Raw genomic sequence first — 17403 nt, 5'->3', positions numbered from 1 at the left:
GCCTGCGGCGGGCCAGCCCGCCGGCTGACGTCCTGATCAGCTTCGCGCTTGAAACCATCTCCACAAGGATGATGCGGCAAAACACGCCTGTGGCCGAAATGTGGTTGACTGTGGGCAAGGCGTCGTGCGGACTGCGAGCTTGAATTGCGCCGTGGGGTTGCAAGCTTGAGCGTTCGATGAACGCGGTGGGGAGAGTATCGTGGCTTTTAGTTTCAAGCTCGGCCTGTTGGCCGCAACGGCCGGCGTGGCGATGATGGCCGGCACGGCCGCCAGCGCCCAGTCGGCGCCAACGCCGCCGTCCGGCGGCTTCTACATGGCCAATGGCGCGCGCACGACCAACTATCAGACGGCCCTGGCTTCGTGGCGGTCGGACGCTCAGTTCTCGGTCGACTATTCCAAGGGCTTCCTGGGCCTGGAACATGCCTACGCAATGGGGCTGACGGGGCGGGGCCAGACGATCGGCGTCAATGACGCGGGCGTCTATGTCGATCACCCGCTGTTCGGTTCGGCCGGCAAGGTGACGGGCCTGCACACCCAGGTCGTCGACGGCTATGGCAACGACGGCCTTATCAATCCGCGTCGTCGCTGGGAAGGCCACGGCACCCACGTCTCGGGCACCATCGCGGGCGACCGGATCGCGGGCCAGCCGATGTTCGGCAACGCCTTCAACGCCAAGCTCTACGCCGCGACCACCAATTTCGCGGCCGGCGACTTCCTGTGGTTCAAGGACGCGATCATCGACGGCAAGATCGTCGCCACCTCCAATCAGAACATCGTCGATCTGGCCAATACGGGCCAGGTGCGGATCATCAACAACAGCTGGGGCAGCGGCAATTCCCTGCCGTTCAACGCCTCGCTGCCCACGGTTCTCGCGTCCTTCAACCGCAACTACGGCGACTATTACAAGCCCGTGCTGGACAAGGACGTGCTGGTCGTCTTCTCGGCTGGCAACGGTTACGGCGTCCACGCGGGCATCGATGCGGCGGCGCCGCTGAACGATCCGCGCCTGCGTTCGAACTGGCTGTCGGTCGCCAACTATTCCAGCTTCACCGCCGCCGACCCCTCGACCAGCTTCTGCGGTCAGACGGCGACCTGGTGCGTCGCCGGGCCAGGCTCGCAGGTGATTTCGTCGGTGCCGGACTATGAGATGGATTGGCGCGGCATCCTGTCGCTCTATTCTCGCACTGAATATAGAGGCCTGTTCACAGCGACCTCAGTGTCGGGGCTCCAGTCCGCTGCGGTTAACAAGTTTCTGGTCGTGTTGAACGATTATCTAGATGCGCAAGCGGCTGGGGGCGCGAGCTTTGATGAAGAAGCGGCGCGTCGAGAAATCGGCCGTCAGGCCGCCGCCATCACTTTGATCGCCGGCGCGCGCCTGGGTGACCCGGATGGTTTGACCTCGCTTCTGGGGCGGTTGCTGACCGATCCCGACAATATGGCCATCCTGACCCCGGCCTTTTCCAGCGACGTGCTGCAATACGCCAACGACGAGCTTCAGCGCGTCCTGAACCAGTATATCCAATATACCGGCGCGGGTTATGCGGCCTACACCGGCACCTCGATGGCGGCGCCGAACATCTCGGGCTTCGCGGCCCTGCTGATGGAGAACTTCCCCGAATATTCCACGGCCCTGATCTCGGACATTCTGGTGTCCAGCTCCAAGGATCTGGACACGCCCGGCGTCGATCTGCGCTCGGGCTGGGGCGCGCCGCAGATGGACGTGGCGCTGCGTGGTCCGACGGCGCTGCGCGACACCCGCGACGTCACCGTCGCGGTCGGCACGGTCGACATCTGGAGCAACAACATCGGCGATGCGCGCGACCGCTATTCGGCCGAGGTTCTGGCCAACTTCGGCAACGACATCGGCGGTCTGGTCAAGAAGGGCGGCGGCCAGCTGATCCTGACGGGCGCCAACGACTATAGCGGCCCGACGCGGGTCGAGGGCGGTCTGCTGACTGTCAACGGCAGCCTGCTGCGTTCCAGCGCCACGGTCGGCGGCGTCGGCATGATCGGCGGCACGGGCCGCCTGTTGAACCTGACGGCGGAAAGCGGCGGGGTCGTCTCGCCCGGCGACGGCGTCAATCCGTTCGGAACCCTGACGGTCGCCGGCAATCTGAACTTCAAGCCCGGCTCCTTCCTGTGGATTCGCTCCAGCGTAAACGGCGCGGCCTATTCCCGCCTGAACGTGGGCGGCGCGACCCAGATCGACGGCGGCCAGGTGATCCTGAAGGCCGACAATGGCGAGTGGAATCTGCGCACGCAGATGAACATCATCAACTCGACCGGGGCGGTGACGGGCAAGTTCAGCGGCGCGCAGAGCGATCTGGCCTTCCTGTCGCCGGTGCTGACCTATTCCACCAACGGCGTGATGTTGACGGTGCGACGCAACGACGTGACCGTGGCTTCGCTGGGCCTGACCGACAATCAGAAGTCGGTCGGCGGCGCGCTGGACGTCATGATCAACAACACCGCGACCGGGACGAACCGCGACCTGTCGCTGGAGAACGCCCTGCTGGACGCCAGCGTCCCGGCGGTTCAGGGCGCCCTCAGCGGCCTGACGGGCGAGGTTCACGCCTCGCTGGGCGGCCTGGCCGTGTCCGACACCCGTGCGATCCGCGACGCCATGTCCGAGCGCGGTCGCAGCCGGGACGGCGCCTCGACCTATGTCGGCAACGGCGTCTCGGTCTGGGGCAGCGGCGTCTATGGCAACGGTCGCGGCTCGGCGCATGACGGGATCGCCGGCTTCCGCAGCGAAGGCTCGGGCTATCTGGTCGGCGCCGAAAAGGCCCTGTCGAACGACATGCACATCGGCGTCGCCCTGGGCGAGACCCGCTCGGAACTGCGTTCGTCGCGCCTGCGCTCGACGGGCCGGGTCAACAGCGAACAGATCGGCGTCTATGGCGGCGTCGGCATGGGCGACTTCCAGATCCGGGTCGGCGGATCGTGGGCCAACACCGATGTCCGCACCGATCGCACGGCCCAGCTGAACGCCTTCAACAACGCCTTGGTCGGCAACTATGACGGCAATGTCTGGCAGGCCTATGGCGAGGTGGCCTGGAGCCGCGCGGTCGGCGGCACGACCTTCGAACCCTACGGCGCCTACAGCCATGTCCAGTACGACGCCGATGTCGCCGAAACCGGCGGTGACGCCGCCCTGTCGGGCAAGGTGAAGCAGAAGGCCGATCTGCTGACGGCGGGCTTCCGCACCCGCACCGTCCTGGCGGGCGGCGCGGGTCGGCCGCGTCTGTCGGCGGTGACGCAGCTGGCCTACACCCACGACCTGAATGGCGATGGTCCTGTGTTCGACGCCGCCTTCGCCGATGGTCCGCGCTTCCTGGTCGACGGCGCCAACCCCGGCGACGGCGTGGTCACGGGTGGTCTGGCCTTCAACATCCAGGCGACCGAACGCACCGCCGTCGAGATGGGCTACAGCGGCGTCTATAAGGACGAATACCGCGACAACCGCATCTACGGACGGTTCAGCGTCAAGTTCTGATCGGGGCCTGAACCCGGACCAGACCGTCGCGCCCCCGGCCATCGGCCGGGGGCGCGATTGCGTTTCGGGTCTTGGTCAGACGGGCGGGGGTCAGTTTGTCTGTGCGGCCCAGGCGTCGTCGTCCCGGGTGAAGGGGCGGTCGGCGTTGGCCAGACGGTTCTCGACCCAGACGCCCTGAACGCGGGTCAGCCGTTCGACCGCCCGAACCGCGCCGCGCATGAAGGCGGCGGGCGTTTCCCCGCTTGCGCGCGGGGCGACGGCGCCCGGATCGCCGTGCAACAGGGTGACGGCGTAGATGTCCAGCTGATGACCCTGACGCCGACCGTCGCGATAGGGGAACAGACACAGGGTATAGCGCTGTTCGACGCGGCCGGGCCGGCGCGGCGCCACATCGGCGCGCCAGCTGGCGCCGTCGCAGACCGCCGCCCGAACCGGCCGCAGCCAGCCGGCCGGCGCTCGGCTCGCCGGACCTTCCAGGCCGAAGCCGCCCGGCGCCGCCGGATCGATCAGGGTGAAACGGCCGGGCGCGCGCGGGATCGCCGCGACGGTCTGGTTCCGGGCCGTGACCGTGACATTGGCGTTCGCGATATGGCGCTGCAGGGCCTGGGCGATCTCGCGTCCCGAAAGCGCGGTCTGGAAATCGACGATGGCGTAGGCCTGGTCCAGGCTGTGGACGTCAGGGGCTGGGGCGCGGCGCGTCTGAGCGCTCGCGCCGCCCGTCATGCTCAGCGCGACCAGTCCGGCGACCGTCAGCAGGGATTTGCGCATCGTCATGCGTCATCAAGGTCAGGGCGCTTGCCGCTGTCAACGCCGCGCCCTCAGGCGGCGTAGTATTTGCGATAGGCGTCGTGGGGATAGAGGCCGTAGCCTTGGCCCTGCCGCGCCTGGGCGCGGACATCGACCTGGGTCAGGCAGACGCCCAGCAGACGCGCGCCGGTGGGGCGCAGCGCGCGGGCGGCCGAGGCCACGGCGCGCGCGGGCGTGCGGCGCCAGCGGGCCAGCAGCAGGACGGCGTCGGCCTTGGCCGCGAGAATGCGGGCGTCGGTCAGGACCAGCACCGGCGCCGTGTCGATCAGGATAAGATCGAAGGTCTGACGCAGCTCGGTCAGCAGGGCGTCCATCGGCGGGGTGGCGAAGGCGTCGTCGGCCGACAGGCCGGAGGCGGACAGAGGCAGCACCTGCAAGCCCGAGGCGGGATCGATGACGACGATGTTCCGCCACGCCGCCGCGCCGTGCAGCACCTCGGCCAAGCCCACGCTCGGGTCGAGCCCCAGCATCCGCGTGGCGCCGCGTCGGCGCGGATCGCCGTCGATCAACAGGACGCGCGCCCCCGATCGCGCCGCGACCCGGCCCAGGCACAGGGCGGCGGTGGTCTTGCCCTCGCCGGGCAGGGCCGAGGTGACGGCCACGATCCGGCCGCCGGACGCCGCCAGCGGCACGACGTCGGAGGTCGTCGGCGACAGGCCGGCGCGAAGGGCGCGCACGGCCTCGGCGAAGACCGAGGCGGGGCGCTGGACCACCAGATCGATGGGGTGAAGGTCGTGTTCGCCGACGGCCGCGACCGTGGCGGCCAGGGGCAGGGCGCCCAGCGGGTTCAGACCCAGCCGCCGCTCCACGTCCTGGGGCGTGGACAGGCCCTGCTGCAGGGCGTTGGCGGCCAGGACGGCGGCGATCCCGGCGCCCAGACCCAGCACGACCGCCAGCGCCACGCTGATCGTCAGATTCGGCGCGCTGGGGGCCGTCGGCGGCGTGGCGCGCGACACGATCCGGGCGTCGGCCTGTTCGACGCCGGTCTGGGCCCCCGTCTCGCGGTATCGGTCCAGGAAGGCGCGATAGATGGCGCGGGCGGCCTCGGCCTCGCCTTCCAACTCGCGCAGGCGGACGGAGGCGGCGTTGTTGTCCGCCAGGGCGCCGCGCGCCGTCTCCAGACTGGACTGGACCGAGGCGGTGCGTTGGCGGGCCACCTGGGCCTGGGCGTCCAGATTGGAGACGACGCGGCGGATCTCGGCCTGGATCTGTCCGTCGATGTCCGCCAGTTCGCTGCGGGCGCGGACCATGTCGGGATGCAGCGGGCCATAGCGCACCGACAGGTCGGCGACGCGGGTGCTGATGGCGGCGCGCTGGCTGCGCAGGTTCTGCACCACGGGCGAGGTCAGGGCTTCGGCCACATCCTCGCCGTTCGATCCGGCCGCCATCTGGGCGCGGGCGGTGCGCAGGCGCGCGTCCTGCTCGGCCTGCTGGGCGCGGGCGGCGGCCAGCTGCTGATTATAGACCGAAATCTCCTGCTCGGTCAGGGTCGCGCCCTGGGCGCTGAGCAGGCCGTGGTCGATGCGATAGGCCGAGACGGCGGCGTCGGCGGCCTCGACCTGGCGACGCAGATCCTCCAGCCGGTCGCCGAGGAAGGCGTTGGCCTGGGCGTTGGCGTCGAACTTGGCGGTCAGCTGGGCGCGCAGATAATGGTCGGCGAAGGCGTTGGCGATGCGCGCGGCCTTGGCCGGATCGTCGGCGGTGAAGCCGACCGTCATGGAATAGGTCAGGCCGACGCGGCGCACGGTCAGCCGCCGGCTGACCGCCTCGATCACCCGTTGCCGCGCGACCGCCGGATCGGGGGAGGGCGGGGCGCGTCCGGTCAGTCGCGTCAGCCAGCCGCGACGGAGAGCGGCGTTGAAGGCCGGATCGCGGGTCAGGCCAAGGTCGTCCACGACGGCGGCGGCCAGCTGCGGCGACCGCAGCACCTCGACCTCGGTGTCCACGATGGCCGCTTCGGCGTCCAGGGCGGACAGCACGGCGGGGCCGGCGACCACCTGCGCCTTGCGGGTGTTGATCTGCAGGCCGGCGGCGGCGGTATAGGCGGGCGGCCGCCCCAGCAGAACGGCCAGGACGATCAGGGCGACCAGACCGGCGACGCCCGCGAACAGGCCCGCGCGGCGACGGAAGCCGGCGATCCAGGCGTCGATGTCGATGTCGTCGTCCGCCGCGCGGGCGCCGGCGGACGAAAGGTCGGTCAGGGTCATCGCGCCGCCGAACGGTGATCGTAAGTTTGAGTGGTGAGGCGTCGCGCTCAGGTTGTCAATCGGCGCGGCGCTTCAGAAACGGGCGACGGCCGCCAGGGTCAGCCGAAGGGCGCGATAGCGGGGGCCGCGCGCCGTTCCTTCCGACGAGTGATCGATCCAGTCGAGGTCGGCGTTCAGCCCGTAGCGGCGGTTCAGGCGCCAGTCTGCGGCCAGACCGGCGCCGACGCGCCGGTCGGTTCGGTCGCGCCCGACATAGGCGTCTTCGATCTGGCCCGCCCGCGCCGACACGATCAGGTTGCGCAGCAGTTCGTGATCCACGCTCAGCGACAGGTCGGTGCGCGACGCGCCGGCCGCGCCGACCACGCCGGTGTCGGCCGTCGTGCGTTCGGCGGCGACGGACACGGTGGTCAGGGCGGTCGGGAACCAGGTCAGGCGCCCCCGCCCGCCGAAACCGTCCAGATCGCCGAACGCCGGATCGTCGAAACTCCGGCGCCGATGACCGACGGCGATGTCGCCGCGCATCAGGCCGCCCAGTTCGAAATCCACCCCCGCCAGAGCCTCGCGCCCGGTCGAGGTGCGGTCGGGGCGGCCGGGAACGCGGCGATAGTCGCGGTCGTCCCCGACGATCTGGACGAAGACGGCGGTCGCCGGCGACAGGGCGTAGGCCGCGCGGCCGCTCAGGGTCAGGGTGGTGCGGTCGCGGTCGTCCTGTTCGACCGGGGCGCCCGCCGTATCGACCCCGTCGCGATAGTCGCGGCGTTGCAGATCGGCGCTGGCGTCCAGACGCAGCCGCCCGCGCGTCCGCTGGCCCGACAGCCGCGCCGAAACGCCGTCGAAGGCGACGGGCCGCACGGTCAGGGGATCGCTCCCGGCGGCGGTGCGCGGCTCATGCCCATGCTCGACATCCAGGCTCAGGCCCAGATGGGCGCCCCGCGTCACGTCCAGACGACCGGCCCCGCCCAGGCGCCAGTCGGTCGCATCCTCGCGTGGCGCGCTCAGGTTCCGCCCGAGATCGAGCCGGGCGTGGGCCTGGACCTGATGCCGTCCCCAGTCGGACCGGGTCATGACCTCGGGCGTCAGACGCAGGCTCGCGGCGGCGCGGGCGTCGCTTTCGGCCGCGAAGACATTGTCGTCCAGCACGGCCGCCGACCGCAGGCTCGGCCAGACGGTAAAGCCCCCGAGCCGCAATCCGACGGCGTCATAGGCGGGCTGGGGCCGGTCGCGAACGGCCTGACCGCGCTGACGAAAGAAGGGATCGGCGATCGCTGTCTGGGCGGCGGCCTGATCCGCGGCGAACAGGCCCATCGACGCGACGACGGCGGGATGGACAGCGCGTCGCATCGTCCGGCGCGTCAGCCGTTCTGATACTGCCGCCACCAGGCGACGAATTTCTCCAGCCCGTCCTTCAGCGGAACATTGGGCCGATAGCCGCACAGGGCGTTCAGCTTGGACACGTCGGCATAGGTGGCGGTGACGTCGCCGGGCTGCATCGGGCGCATGACCTTTCTGGCCTCGACGCCCAGGGCCGTCTCCAGCGTCGAGATCATCTCCATCAGGCCGACCGGCTGGCTGTCGCCGATGTTGTAGATTTCGTGCGCCCCGGCGGCCGGCGGCCGATCCAGAACCCCCACGATTCCGTCCACGATGTCGTCGATATAGGTGAAGTCGCGCGCCATCCGCCCCTCGCCATAGACCTCGATGGGCTCGCCGCGCACGATCTTCTGGGTGAAGCCGAAATAGGCCATGTCCGGCCGACCCCACGGCCCATAGACGGTGAAGAATCTCAGACCCGACTGCGGAAAACCGTAGAGCCTGGCGTAGCTCTGGCTCATCAGTTCGCACGACCGTTTGGTCGCGGCGTACAGCGACACCGGATGCACGGTCGGATCGTCCTCGCGAAACCCCGACCCCTCCAGCGGCCGGTCGCCATAGACCGAGCTGGACGAGGCATAGACCAGATGGCTCACGCCGCCGTGACGCGCGGCCTCCAGCATCGACAGATGGCCGGCCAGGTTCGACCGCTCATAGGCGAAGGGGTTTTCCAGCGAATAGCGAACCCCCGCCTGGGCGGCCAGATGCACGATCCGTTTCACGCCCTCGTCGGCGACCAGGGCGCGCATCCGCTCATGATCGGCGATGTCGGCGCGGACCATGCGAAAGCCCTCGCGCCCTTCCAGACGGGCGGCGCGGGCCGCCTTCAAGCGCGGGTCGTAATAGGCGTTGAAGACGTCGACGCCGATCACCTGTTCGCCCCGGTCCAGCAGGCGTTCGGCGACGTGCATGCCGATGAAGCCGGCTGCGCCGGTGACGAGGATCGGCCCGCGCATCAGCCGCGCCCGATGCCCATATAGCGGAAGCCCCGGCTCTTCATGTCGTCGGGGCGATAGATGTTGCGCAGGTCGACCAGCACGGGCTGTTTCATCAGAAGCTTGATCCGGTCCAGATCCAGCGCGCGGAACTGGTCCCATTCGGTGACGAGGACGACGGCGTCCGCGCCGACCACGGCGTCATAGGCGTTGTCCTTCATCTGGATGTCCGGCAGCAGCTTGGCCGCCTCGTGCATCCCCTCGGGATCGAAGGCCTGAACGGTCGCGCCGGCGGCGATCAGGGCGGGCGCGATGTCCAGCGACGGGGCGTCGCGCATGTCGTCGGTGTTCGGCTTGAACGTCAGGCCCAGCAGGGCGACGGTCTTGCCCTGAACGCTGGTCCCCAGGGTCGCGGCGACGCGGTCGGCCATGGCCTTCTTGCGCGCGTCGTTGACCTCGACCGTCGCCTCGATCAGCCGCGTCGGGGCGCCGTACTGCTGGGCCGTGCGGACCAGGGCGATGGTGTCCTTGGGGAAGCACGACCCGCCATAGCCGGGACCGGCGTGCAGGAATTTGGACCCGATCCGCTTGTCCAGGCCGATGCCGCGCGCGACCTGCTGCACGTCCGCGCCGACCGCCTCGCACAGGTCCGCCATCTCGTTGATGAAGGTGATCTTCATGGCCAGGAAGGCGTTGGCTGCGTATTTGATCAGTTCGGACGTTCGGCGGCCTACGAACAGCAGCGGGCTCTCGTTCAGGTTCAGCGGGCGATACAGTTCGCTCATGACCTTCTGGGCGCGCTGGCCCACCTCGCCGTCCATGTCGTTGACGCCGATCACCACCCGGTCGGGGCGTTTGAAGTCGCCGATGGCGGCGCCCTCGCGCAGGAACTCGGGATTGGAGACGACGGCGAAATCGGCGTCGGGATTGGCCTTCCTGATGATGGCCTCGACCTCGTCGCCGGTGCCGACCGGAACGGTGGATTTGGTCACGACCACGGTGAAGCCCTCGATCAGGCCCGCGATCTCCTCGGCCGCCGCATGAACATAGGACAGGTCGGCATGGCCGTCGCCGCGCCGCGTCGGGGTGCCGACGGCGATGAAGACCGCATCGGCCTTCCGAATGGCCTCGGCTCCGTCCAGGGTGAAGAACAGCCGCCCTTCGCGCACATTGGCGGCGACCAGATCGTCCAGACCCGGCTCGTAGATCGGGATTTCGCCCCGCTCCAGCCGTTCGATCTTGGACGGGTCCTTGTCGATGCAGGTGACGACATGGCCGAAGTCGGCGAAACAGGCGCCGGACACCAGGCCCACATAACCCGTTCCAATCATCGCTACGCGCATCGAAATCCCTCATTAGCGGCGAGCCGACCTTTAGCGGGGCGGTGCGCTTGGGGACAATGGCTTTTGGTTTCCGGGTGCAACGGCAGCCTGCGCCGCATGGCGCAGACTGCCGGTTGGAGATGTCAGAGGACGCCGATCATCGAGGCGACCAGCGGGTGACGCACGATGTCCTGTTCGGCCAGGCGCACCACGGCGATGTCGGGCACCGCCTCCAGCCGCGCCGAGATGTCCGACAGGCCCGAGATGCCGGGCAACAGGTCCGACTGCTGCGGATCGCCCGTCACCACCATGGTCGAATGCCAGCCCAGTCGGGTCAGCAGCATCTTCAGCTGGACGTAGGTGCAGTTCTGCGCCTCGTCCACGACGATGAAGGCGTTGTTCAGCGTACGGCCGCGCATATAGCCCACCGGCGCGATCTCGATCAGCCCCTCGGCCATCAGCGCCTTGACCCGCTTCATCGACAGCCGATCCGACAGGGCGTCGTAGAGGGGCCGCAGATAGGGGGCCAGCTTGTCCTCCATGTCGCCGGGCAGGAAGCCGATGGACTCACCGGCTTCGACCGCCGGACGCGACAGGACGATCCGCCCGACCTTGCCCGCCTCCAGCGCCTCGACCGCCTTGGCCACCGCCAGATAGGTCTTGCCCGTGCCTGCCGGCCCCAGCGCCATGATCAGATTGTGGTGGTCGATGGCCTGCATCAGCTCGGCCTGGCCGTCCGACTTGGGCTTCAGCGTCTTCAGATAGCCCTGGTCGCGGTCGTCGTTCGACGGATAGGGCGACCAGCCCGAGCGGGAGGGGTTCGGCGCATGGAGCCGGCGAACCTTCGACTCCTCGATGAAGTCTCGCGAATCCAGGATGCCGTTTTCACGGGACTGACGTTTCGTAGCCGCACGCTTGGTCATGGACGCCTCCAGGGCATGAAAAAAGGCGGACCCGAACGGGCGCCGCCTTGGATGGGCTTGGGGAGGAAAGGGTCGCGGCCCGCGAAACGGCCGCCCGGGTCCAGTGCAGGGCCTTCCGCAACGGGACAGACCCGCCGCCGAACAACCGAACCCGGATCCCAACGCGCCACGCACAAGCCCCCGACGATTGACCGGACCGAACTTGATCCGGCTTCGGATTCAGGGCCGAAATGGCGACCCGCGAATCGCATCAACAGAATGATGCTATCGTGGTTAGCGTTCCGTTAAAGCCCTCGTTTTTCAAAGATTAGGTTGTGTTCTGATGACAGTTTACGCATTGGGCGACAGCAAACCTCAGCTTCCGCCGGAGGGCGAATACTGGGTGGCGCCGAGCGCATCGGTGATAGGGAATGTGATTCTCCATGCGAACGCCAGCGTCTGGTTCGGCGCGACCCTGCGCGGCGACAACGATCCGATCGTGGTGGGGCCGGACAGCAACATTCAGGACGGCGGCGTCCTGCACACAGACCTGGGATCGCCGCTCACTCTGGGGCGGGGGGTGACGGTGGGCCACAACGCCATGCTGCACGGCTGCGAGGTCGGGGACTACAGTTTGATCGGCATCGGGGCGGTGGTGCTGAACGGGGCGCGGATCGGGCGCAACTGCATCATCGGCGCGAACGCCCTGATCACCGAGGGCAAGGTCATCCCCGACAACAGCCTGGTCATGGGCCAGCCCGGCAAGGTGGTGCGCGAACGCGACCCCGAACACGTCGCCGTGCTTCGGATGTCGGCCGAACACTATGTTCAGAACTGGAAGCGGTTCGCGGCCGGGCTTCGGCCCCTATGACCGTTTGAGAACCGCCCGGGCCGCCGCCGCGTCGGCGTCGATCTGGGTTTTCAGGGCGTCCAGCCCGTCGAACGTCTCCTCGCCGCGAAGCCAGGCGATCAGCTGGGTGTCCAGCGCCTGGCCGTACAGGTCGCCGTCGAAGTCGAACAACCAGACCTCCAGCAGCGGCGTCTCCAGCGCATACATGGGCCGCACGCCCAGGCTGGCCACCCCGTCGACCACGCGCCCGTCGGCCAGCCGGCTGCGCGTGGCATAGACGCCATAGGCCGGGCGCATATAGTCGCCCAGCGGCACATTGGCGGTCGGCACGCCGATGGTGCGGCCGCGCTTGTCGCCGTGGATCACCTCGCCCCGGATGGCGAAGGGGCGTCCCAGTATGGCGGCGGCGCGGTCCATGTCGCCGGCCTTCAGCGCCTCGCGCACGGCGCTGGACGACAGTTTCAGCCCGTCGGCGTCGTCCAGACGCTGGACCGTGGACACGCCGAAGCCCAGCCGTTCGCCATAGGCGCGCAGGGCCTCGGGCGATCCCGACCGTCCCTTGCCGAAGGTGAAGTCGAAACCGACGGCGGCGTGTCGCACGCCCAACCCCCGGGCCAGCACCCGCTCGGCGAATTCGGCGTCGCTCATGCCCGCCATCTCGGCGTCGAACGGTAGAAGATACAGGATGTCCACGCCCAGCGGCCCCAGGGCCTCGGTCATCTGGTCGGCGGTCATCAGGCGAAAGGGCGCGGCGTCCTTCTGGAACCAGCGGCGGGGATGAGGATCGAAACTGACCACGCCCAGCGGCGCGCCCAGCCGGTCGGCCGCCGCCTTCGCCGCGGCGATGACCGCCTGATGGCCCCGATGCACCCCGTCGAAGGCCCCGACGGCGACGGCGGCGCCTTTCTCGGCGTCGGGCAGGTCGCGCCAGTCGCGAACGACCTGCATCAGCGCTGGGACGGTTTGCGCCGGCGCGGAACGCGGACCACGGCGACGCCGTCCATGATCATGGTCTCGCCCACGAAACCTTCGCAGCTCAGCTTGACCCGCGCGCTTTCGGCCTCGACCTCGATCACCGTGATCACGATGCGCACGACATCGTCGATCCGCACCGGCTGATGGAAGGCCAGGGTCTGGGAAATATAGATGGAGCCCGCGCCCGGCAGGATAGTCCCCACCACCGCCGATCCGAACGACGCGCTCAGCAGGCCGTGGGCGATCCGCCCGCGATAGGCGGTCTTGGCGGCGAAGGCTTCGTCCAGATGCACCGGATTGAAGTCGTCCGACGCCTCGGCGAACAGGCGGATGCGATCCTCCGTCGCCACGACGATTTTCTCGGCCGCCATGCCGACGTGAAGTTCGTCCAGGATGTAACCACCGGACGGATGCTGCTGAACCAATTCGACCATGAGGGTGGCTTTAGCCGCCGTGCGACAAAATGGCGAGCCTTACCAGGCCAGTTCCAGCGCGGCGTAGCGCGCATAGGTGGTTTCGGCCTTCAGCAGGGCGCCGGCGCGGGCGGGGTCCAGGGTTCCGTCCTCGCCCTTGGCCTGGTCGCCGTGGATGCCCTGCGCGATGAACAGGCAATCCAGGGCCTGCGCATTGGCGCCCATCACGTCGGTCACGACCCCGTCGCCGATGCACAGCACGCGCGAACGGTCGACGGGGCGGCCCAGCAGGCCCTCGGCTTCCCGCATCGCCAGGTCGTAGATGGGGGCGAAGGGCTTGCCGGCCATCACCACGCGCCCGCCCTGCGACGCATACAGATCGGCCAGCGACCCGCCGCAATAGATCAGCTGGTCGCCGCGCTGCACCACCCGGTCGGGGTTGGCGCAGATCAGTTCGATGTCGCGCGCCGCCCCGACGGCGAAGCGCGCGCGATAGTCTTCGGGTGTCTCGGTGGTGTCGTCCACCGGGCCGGTCACGGAGATGAAGGCGGCGTCCTCTGCGCTCGCGGCCCGCTCCAGCCCCAGGCCGGCGTAGAGCGGCGCATCGCGTTCCGGGCCGACGATCCAGGCCGGGCCGGGCGCCCGTTTGGCCAGTTCCGCCCGCGTCGCATCGCCCGAGGTGACGAAGGCTTTCCACGCTTCGCGCGGTACGCCCAACCCGTCCAGCTGGGCGATCACGTCGGACGCCGGGCGCGGCGAGTTCGAAATCAGCACGACGTGCCCGCCCTCGCGATTGAACCGCGTCAGCGCCTCGCACGGATTGGCCCAGCTCTCGCGCCCGTTATGGATCACCCCCCACACGTCGCAGAGCAGGATGTCGTAATCGCCGGCGATGTCGCCGAAATGGGGCAGGGCATGGGGAAGGGTCATGGGGGCGTGAGTAGCCGCTAGGACGCAGGCGCGAAAGTCTCCTCGCCATGAAATGGGGAGGAGACGGACGCCCCCACCGCTACAACTCCGTCATCCTCGGCCTTGTGCCGAGTATCCATAATCCCGGCCGCCGCCGCCACGCCCCGATCTGGAAACACCGAGCGTATGGATCCTCGGCACAAGGCCGAGGATGACGACCGTGGGGCGGAATGCAGCCCCAGCCATCACGATGCGGCTGGTGCATTCCCAACAAATCCAACCGCTTGCCGAATTATGTCCCCCATCTCCCATCCCCCCTCCGAAACGGGCGTATTCTAAACCCGTCTCGTCGCATGGAGGGCTCGCCTGGCCTGCGACCTTGCGGCGGCGAGAGCGGAGGGAACGGGAGCGGGTCTGCAACGGCCCGCGCCGGCGGCGACACACGGTTGCGCCGTCGGAGGGTCGAGGGGGATACTCGGCCGCACTCGGGACGGTCCTCGCAGGGACCACCGACCCGTCGCAGGCTTATGGGGTTAGGCGATAAGACCGCCACCGCTCGACGCCCCGAGCTTGCAGGCCAACCCCCCGCGCGGAGCGTCAACACCTTCGTCGAAACGGTACTTCACATCACAGACTTCCGGGCGAAGGCCCGGCGCTCCGCCCAGCCCTCCAACTTCGCAGCCGTCCGGCGCGAGGACGATCACCCCTGTCCGACCGACGCGACACTGCGTCATCTTGTCAAACGCGCCCTCGCGTCCCAACTGCAAAGCCTATCCAAAACCGAGACCCCGCCCGCGACAGGAGCCCTGATGCCGCATGCCGACAGCCTGATTCTCACCCTGGTCGGGGGCTTCGTCCTGGCCTTCGTGTTCGGCATGTTGGCGCATCGGCTCAGACTGTCGCCCCTGGTGGGGTATCTGGTCGCGGGCATCGTGGTCGGCCCCTACACGGCGGGCTTCGTCGCCGACACCGAACTGGCGCCGCAGCTGGCCGAGATCGGCGTCATCCTCCTGATGTTCGGGGTCGGGCTGCATTTCTCGCCCAAGGATCTGATGCAGGTCCGCAAGGTCGCCATTCCCGGCGCCTTGGTCCAGATCGCGGCGGCGACCGGCCTGGGCTGGGGGCTGGGGCGGTTCGTGCTGGGGCTGGGCGATGTCGAGGCCCTGCTGATGGGGTTCGCCCTGTCGGTCGCCTCCACCGTCGTCCTGCTGCGCGCGCTGGAGGAGCGCAAACAGGTCAAGGGCGAGATCGGCCGCATCGCCGTGGGCTGGCTGATCGTCGAGGATCTGGTCATCGTCATCGCCCTGGTCATGCTGCCGATGATCCTGGCGCCGGCGGGCGCCCAGGCGGACCTGGCGGCGCTTGGAACCAATGTCGGCCTGACGCTGGTCAAGGTCGTGCTGTTCGTGGTCGGCATGTTGGTGGTGGGGGGCAAGGTCATTCCCTGGCTTCTGATCCGCATCGCCCACACCAGGTCGCGCGAGCTGTTCACCCTGGGGGTTCTGGCCATCGCGCTCGGCATCGCCTGGCTGGCCTATTTCCTGTTCCACTCCTTCGCCCTCGGCGCCTTCCTGGCCGGGCTGGTGATGAACGCCTCGCCGCTGGGGCACAATGCGGCCGAGCGGTCGCTGCCGCTGCGCGACGCCTTCGCCGTGCTGTTCTTCGTCTCGGTCGGGATGCTGTTCGATCCGATGATCCTGGTGCGCCAGCCCTGGGCGGTTCTGGGCGTCCTGGGCATCGTCATCGTGGGCAAGTCGGTCGCCGCCCTGATCATCACCAAGGCGTTCAAGCTGGATCGCCCGACCGGCCTGACGGTCGCGGCCTCCCTGGCCCAGATCGGGGAGTTCTCCTTCATCCTGGCGGCGCTGGGCGTGTCCCTGGGCGCCATGAGCCGCGAGACCCACGACCTGATCCTGGCCGCCGCCCTGCTGTCGATCTCGCTCAACCCGTTCGTCTTCCTCTTCACCGACCGGATGGGCGGGCGGCCCAAGCCTCCGCCGGCCGGGGCGACGCGGCCCGCCGCCGCCGACGGCCCGATCACGGACGCCGTGGCCTCGACCTGAGGCCCTTTTCGCCGACGCGGGCCGGGGCTATCGTCGGGACATGGACATGACCGCAGCAGATCAGGCCGTTCTTCATTATGGCGACGGCGAATTCGCCGTATTGAAGCCGGGGCGTTTCGTGCGGTGCGCGGTGACGGATCGGCCGATCCCGCTGGAGGTCCTGCGTTACTGGAGCCCTTCGCGCCAGCAGCCCTACGCCGGTCCCGCCGAGTTCATCGCCGCCCAGATCGCCGTTCCGTCGGCGGCGAAATGATCGCCACGCGCCGGGCGCTGCTGGCCGGGGCGGGGGCCGGGCTGATCGCCGGGCCGCTGACGGCCCAGGATCGCAACGCCCTGCCGCTGGCGCTGAACGGGGCCTGGCGTCAGGGCGGCTACGCCTTTGGGCGCACCGCGCCGGGCGCCCTGGTCTTCGTGGACGGCGAGGCCCTGACCACCGCCTCGGCCGCCGGCCTGTTCGTGATCGGCTTCGACCGCGACGCCGGGCCGGCTGCGCAGATCGAGGTCCGGTCGGCCGACGGCGCCCGCTCGGCCCGGCGCGCGCTGGACATCGCCCCCTACGCCTTTCCCTCGACCCGCGTGAACGGCCTGCCGCCCTCGACCGTCGAACCCAGCGACCCGGCCCTGCTGGCCCGCATCCAGCGCGAGATCGCCTTGAAGACCGAGGGCTTCGCCAGCCGGATCGACGCCGACGATTTTCGCGACGGCTTCGTCTGGCCGCTGGACAGCTACCGCGTCTCCAGCGCCTGGGGCGCCCAGCGCGTCCTGAACGGCACGCCCGCCCGGCCGCACTACGGCATCGATCTGGCGGCGCCGCAGGGCAGCGTGATCCGCGCGCCCGCCGACGGCCGCATCGCCTTCGTCCGCCCCGACATGCATTTCGAGGGGGGGCTGACCCTGATCGACCACGGCCAGGGTTTGATCACCTGCTATCTGCACCAATCCCGTCTGGACGTACAGCAGGGCCAGCGCGTGCGGCGCGGCGATCCGCTGGGCCGCGTCGGCATGACCGGCCGCGCCACGGGGCCGCACCTGTGCTGGCGCATGAAATGGCGCGACCGCAATCTGGACCCGTCGCTGATGATCGGCGCCCAGGCGCCGAAAACGCTCGCCTGATCCACGGCTCAGCTTGCGACGATCAGGCCGCCGTCCTAGC

The 17403-nt window shown here is 69.0% G+C and carries 14 protein-coding genes; 5 read left to right on the top strand and 9 right to left on the bottom strand.

Annotated features, from left to right (window positions below):
* Nucleotides 1-199: 199 nt before the first annotated feature.
* Complete coding sequence (locus tag SH203_RS07330) at nucleotides 200-3496, top strand: S8 family serine peptidase (RefSeq protein ID WP_087120232.1); 3297 nt, start codon at nucleotides 200-202, stop codon at nucleotides 3494-3496.
* 90 nt (nucleotides 3497-3586) lie between these two features.
* Here the strand turns inward: SH203_RS07330 and SH203_RS07325 are convergent, their stop codons facing one another.
* The 6 genes from SH203_RS07325 to SH203_RS07300 form a co-directional block, all read right to left on the bottom strand.
* Entirely contained in the window at nucleotides 3587-4264 is a 678-nt protein-coding gene (locus SH203_RS07325; protein WP_143275697.1) for a hypothetical protein, read from the bottom strand.
* Between the two features lie 50 nt (nucleotides 4265-4314).
* Nucleotides 4315-6510 carry an AAA family ATPase gene (locus SH203_RS07320; protein ID WP_087120230.1) on the bottom strand — a complete coding sequence of 732 codons (2196 nt, stop codon included), beginning with the start codon at nucleotides 6508-6510 and terminating at the stop codon, nucleotides 4315-4317.
* A gap of 72 nt (nucleotides 6511-6582) precedes the next feature.
* Nucleotides 6583-7851 (bottom strand): outer membrane beta-barrel protein, encoded by a 1269-nt coding sequence (locus SH203_RS07315; protein WP_087120229.1) that lies wholly within the window; start codon nucleotides 7849-7851, stop codon nucleotides 6583-6585.
* A gap of 11 nt (nucleotides 7852-7862) precedes the next feature.
* Nucleotides 7863-8837, bottom strand: coding sequence for an NAD-dependent epimerase/dehydratase family protein (locus tag SH203_RS07310; RefSeq protein WP_375600719.1), 975 nt, complete (start codon nucleotides 8835-8837; stop codon nucleotides 7863-7865).
* Nucleotides 8837-10159 (bottom strand): UDP-glucose/GDP-mannose dehydrogenase family protein, encoded by a 1323-nt coding sequence (locus SH203_RS07305; protein ID WP_087120228.1) that lies wholly within the window; start codon nucleotides 10157-10159, stop codon nucleotides 8837-8839. The genes SH203_RS07310 and SH203_RS07305 overlap by 1 nt, the downstream gene beginning before the upstream one ends.
* Nucleotides 10160-10281: 122 nt before the next feature.
* Nucleotides 10282-11073, bottom strand: coding sequence for a PhoH family protein (locus tag SH203_RS07300; protein WP_087120647.1), 792 nt, complete (start codon nucleotides 11071-11073; stop codon nucleotides 10282-10284).
* 310 nt (nucleotides 11074-11383) lie between these two features.
* Between SH203_RS07300 and SH203_RS07295 the strand changes: the two genes are divergently transcribed.
* Nucleotides 11384-11911 carry a gamma carbonic anhydrase family protein gene (locus tag SH203_RS07295; RefSeq protein ID WP_087120227.1) on the top strand — a complete coding sequence of 176 codons (528 nt, stop codon included), beginning with the start codon at nucleotides 11384-11386 and terminating at the stop codon, nucleotides 11909-11911.
* On the opposite strand, the gene SH203_RS07290 is transcribed toward SH203_RS07295, so the two are convergent.
* Genes SH203_RS07290 through SH203_RS07280 form a run of 3 tightly spaced genes read right to left on the bottom strand, consistent with a single transcriptional unit; the run spans nucleotide 11906 to nucleotide 14208 of the window.
* Nucleotides 11906-12838, bottom strand: a complete 933-nt coding sequence (locus SH203_RS07290) for a bifunctional riboflavin kinase/FAD synthetase (RefSeq protein WP_087120226.1) — start codon at nucleotides 12836-12838, stop codon at nucleotides 11906-11908. The two genes, SH203_RS07295 and SH203_RS07290, sit on opposite strands and share 6 nt — an antisense overlap.
* Nucleotides 12838-13299: a MaoC family dehydratase gene (locus SH203_RS07285; RefSeq protein ID WP_087120225.1), complete on the bottom strand. Its 462-nt coding sequence runs from the start codon at nucleotides 13297-13299 to the stop codon at nucleotides 12838-12840. Before SH203_RS07285 ends, SH203_RS07290 begins: the two co-directional genes overlap by 1 nt.
* A gap of 39 nt (nucleotides 13300-13338) precedes the next feature.
* Nucleotides 13339-14208 carry a TIGR01459 family HAD-type hydrolase gene (locus SH203_RS07280; protein WP_087120224.1) on the bottom strand — a complete coding sequence of 290 codons (870 nt, stop codon included), beginning with the start codon at nucleotides 14206-14208 and terminating at the stop codon, nucleotides 13339-13341.
* A 788-nt stretch (nucleotides 14209-14996) separates the two neighbouring features.
* On the opposite strand from SH203_RS07280, the gene SH203_RS07275 reads away from it, so the two are divergent.
* The 3 genes from SH203_RS07275 to SH203_RS07265 are packed head-to-tail and all read left to right on the top strand — an operon-like array spanning nucleotide 14997 to nucleotide 17363.
* On the top strand, nucleotides 14997-16250 hold the full coding sequence (locus SH203_RS07275; protein ID WP_087120223.1) for a cation:proton antiporter: 1254 nt from the start codon (nucleotides 14997-14999) through the stop codon (nucleotides 16248-16250).
* Between the two features lie 40 nt (nucleotides 16251-16290).
* On the top strand, nucleotides 16291-16503 hold the full coding sequence (locus SH203_RS07270; protein WP_087120222.1) for a DUF2093 domain-containing protein: 213 nt from the start codon (nucleotides 16291-16293) through the stop codon (nucleotides 16501-16503).
* Nucleotides 16500-17363, top strand: coding sequence for a M23 family metallopeptidase (locus SH203_RS07265; RefSeq protein WP_087120221.1), 864 nt, complete (start codon nucleotides 16500-16502; stop codon nucleotides 17361-17363). The genes SH203_RS07270 and SH203_RS07265 overlap by 4 nt, the downstream gene beginning before the upstream one ends.
* Nucleotides 17364-17403: the final 40 nt, after the last annotated feature.

The sequence above is a fragment of the Brevundimonas sp. SH203 genome (genome assembly GCF_002157625.1).
In the GTDB taxonomy this organism is placed as follows: Bacteria; Pseudomonadota; Alphaproteobacteria; order Caulobacterales; family Caulobacteraceae; genus Brevundimonas.
Note: the sequence above shows the minus strand (reverse complement) of the source record. Positions and strands in the feature narration are given on the sequence as shown.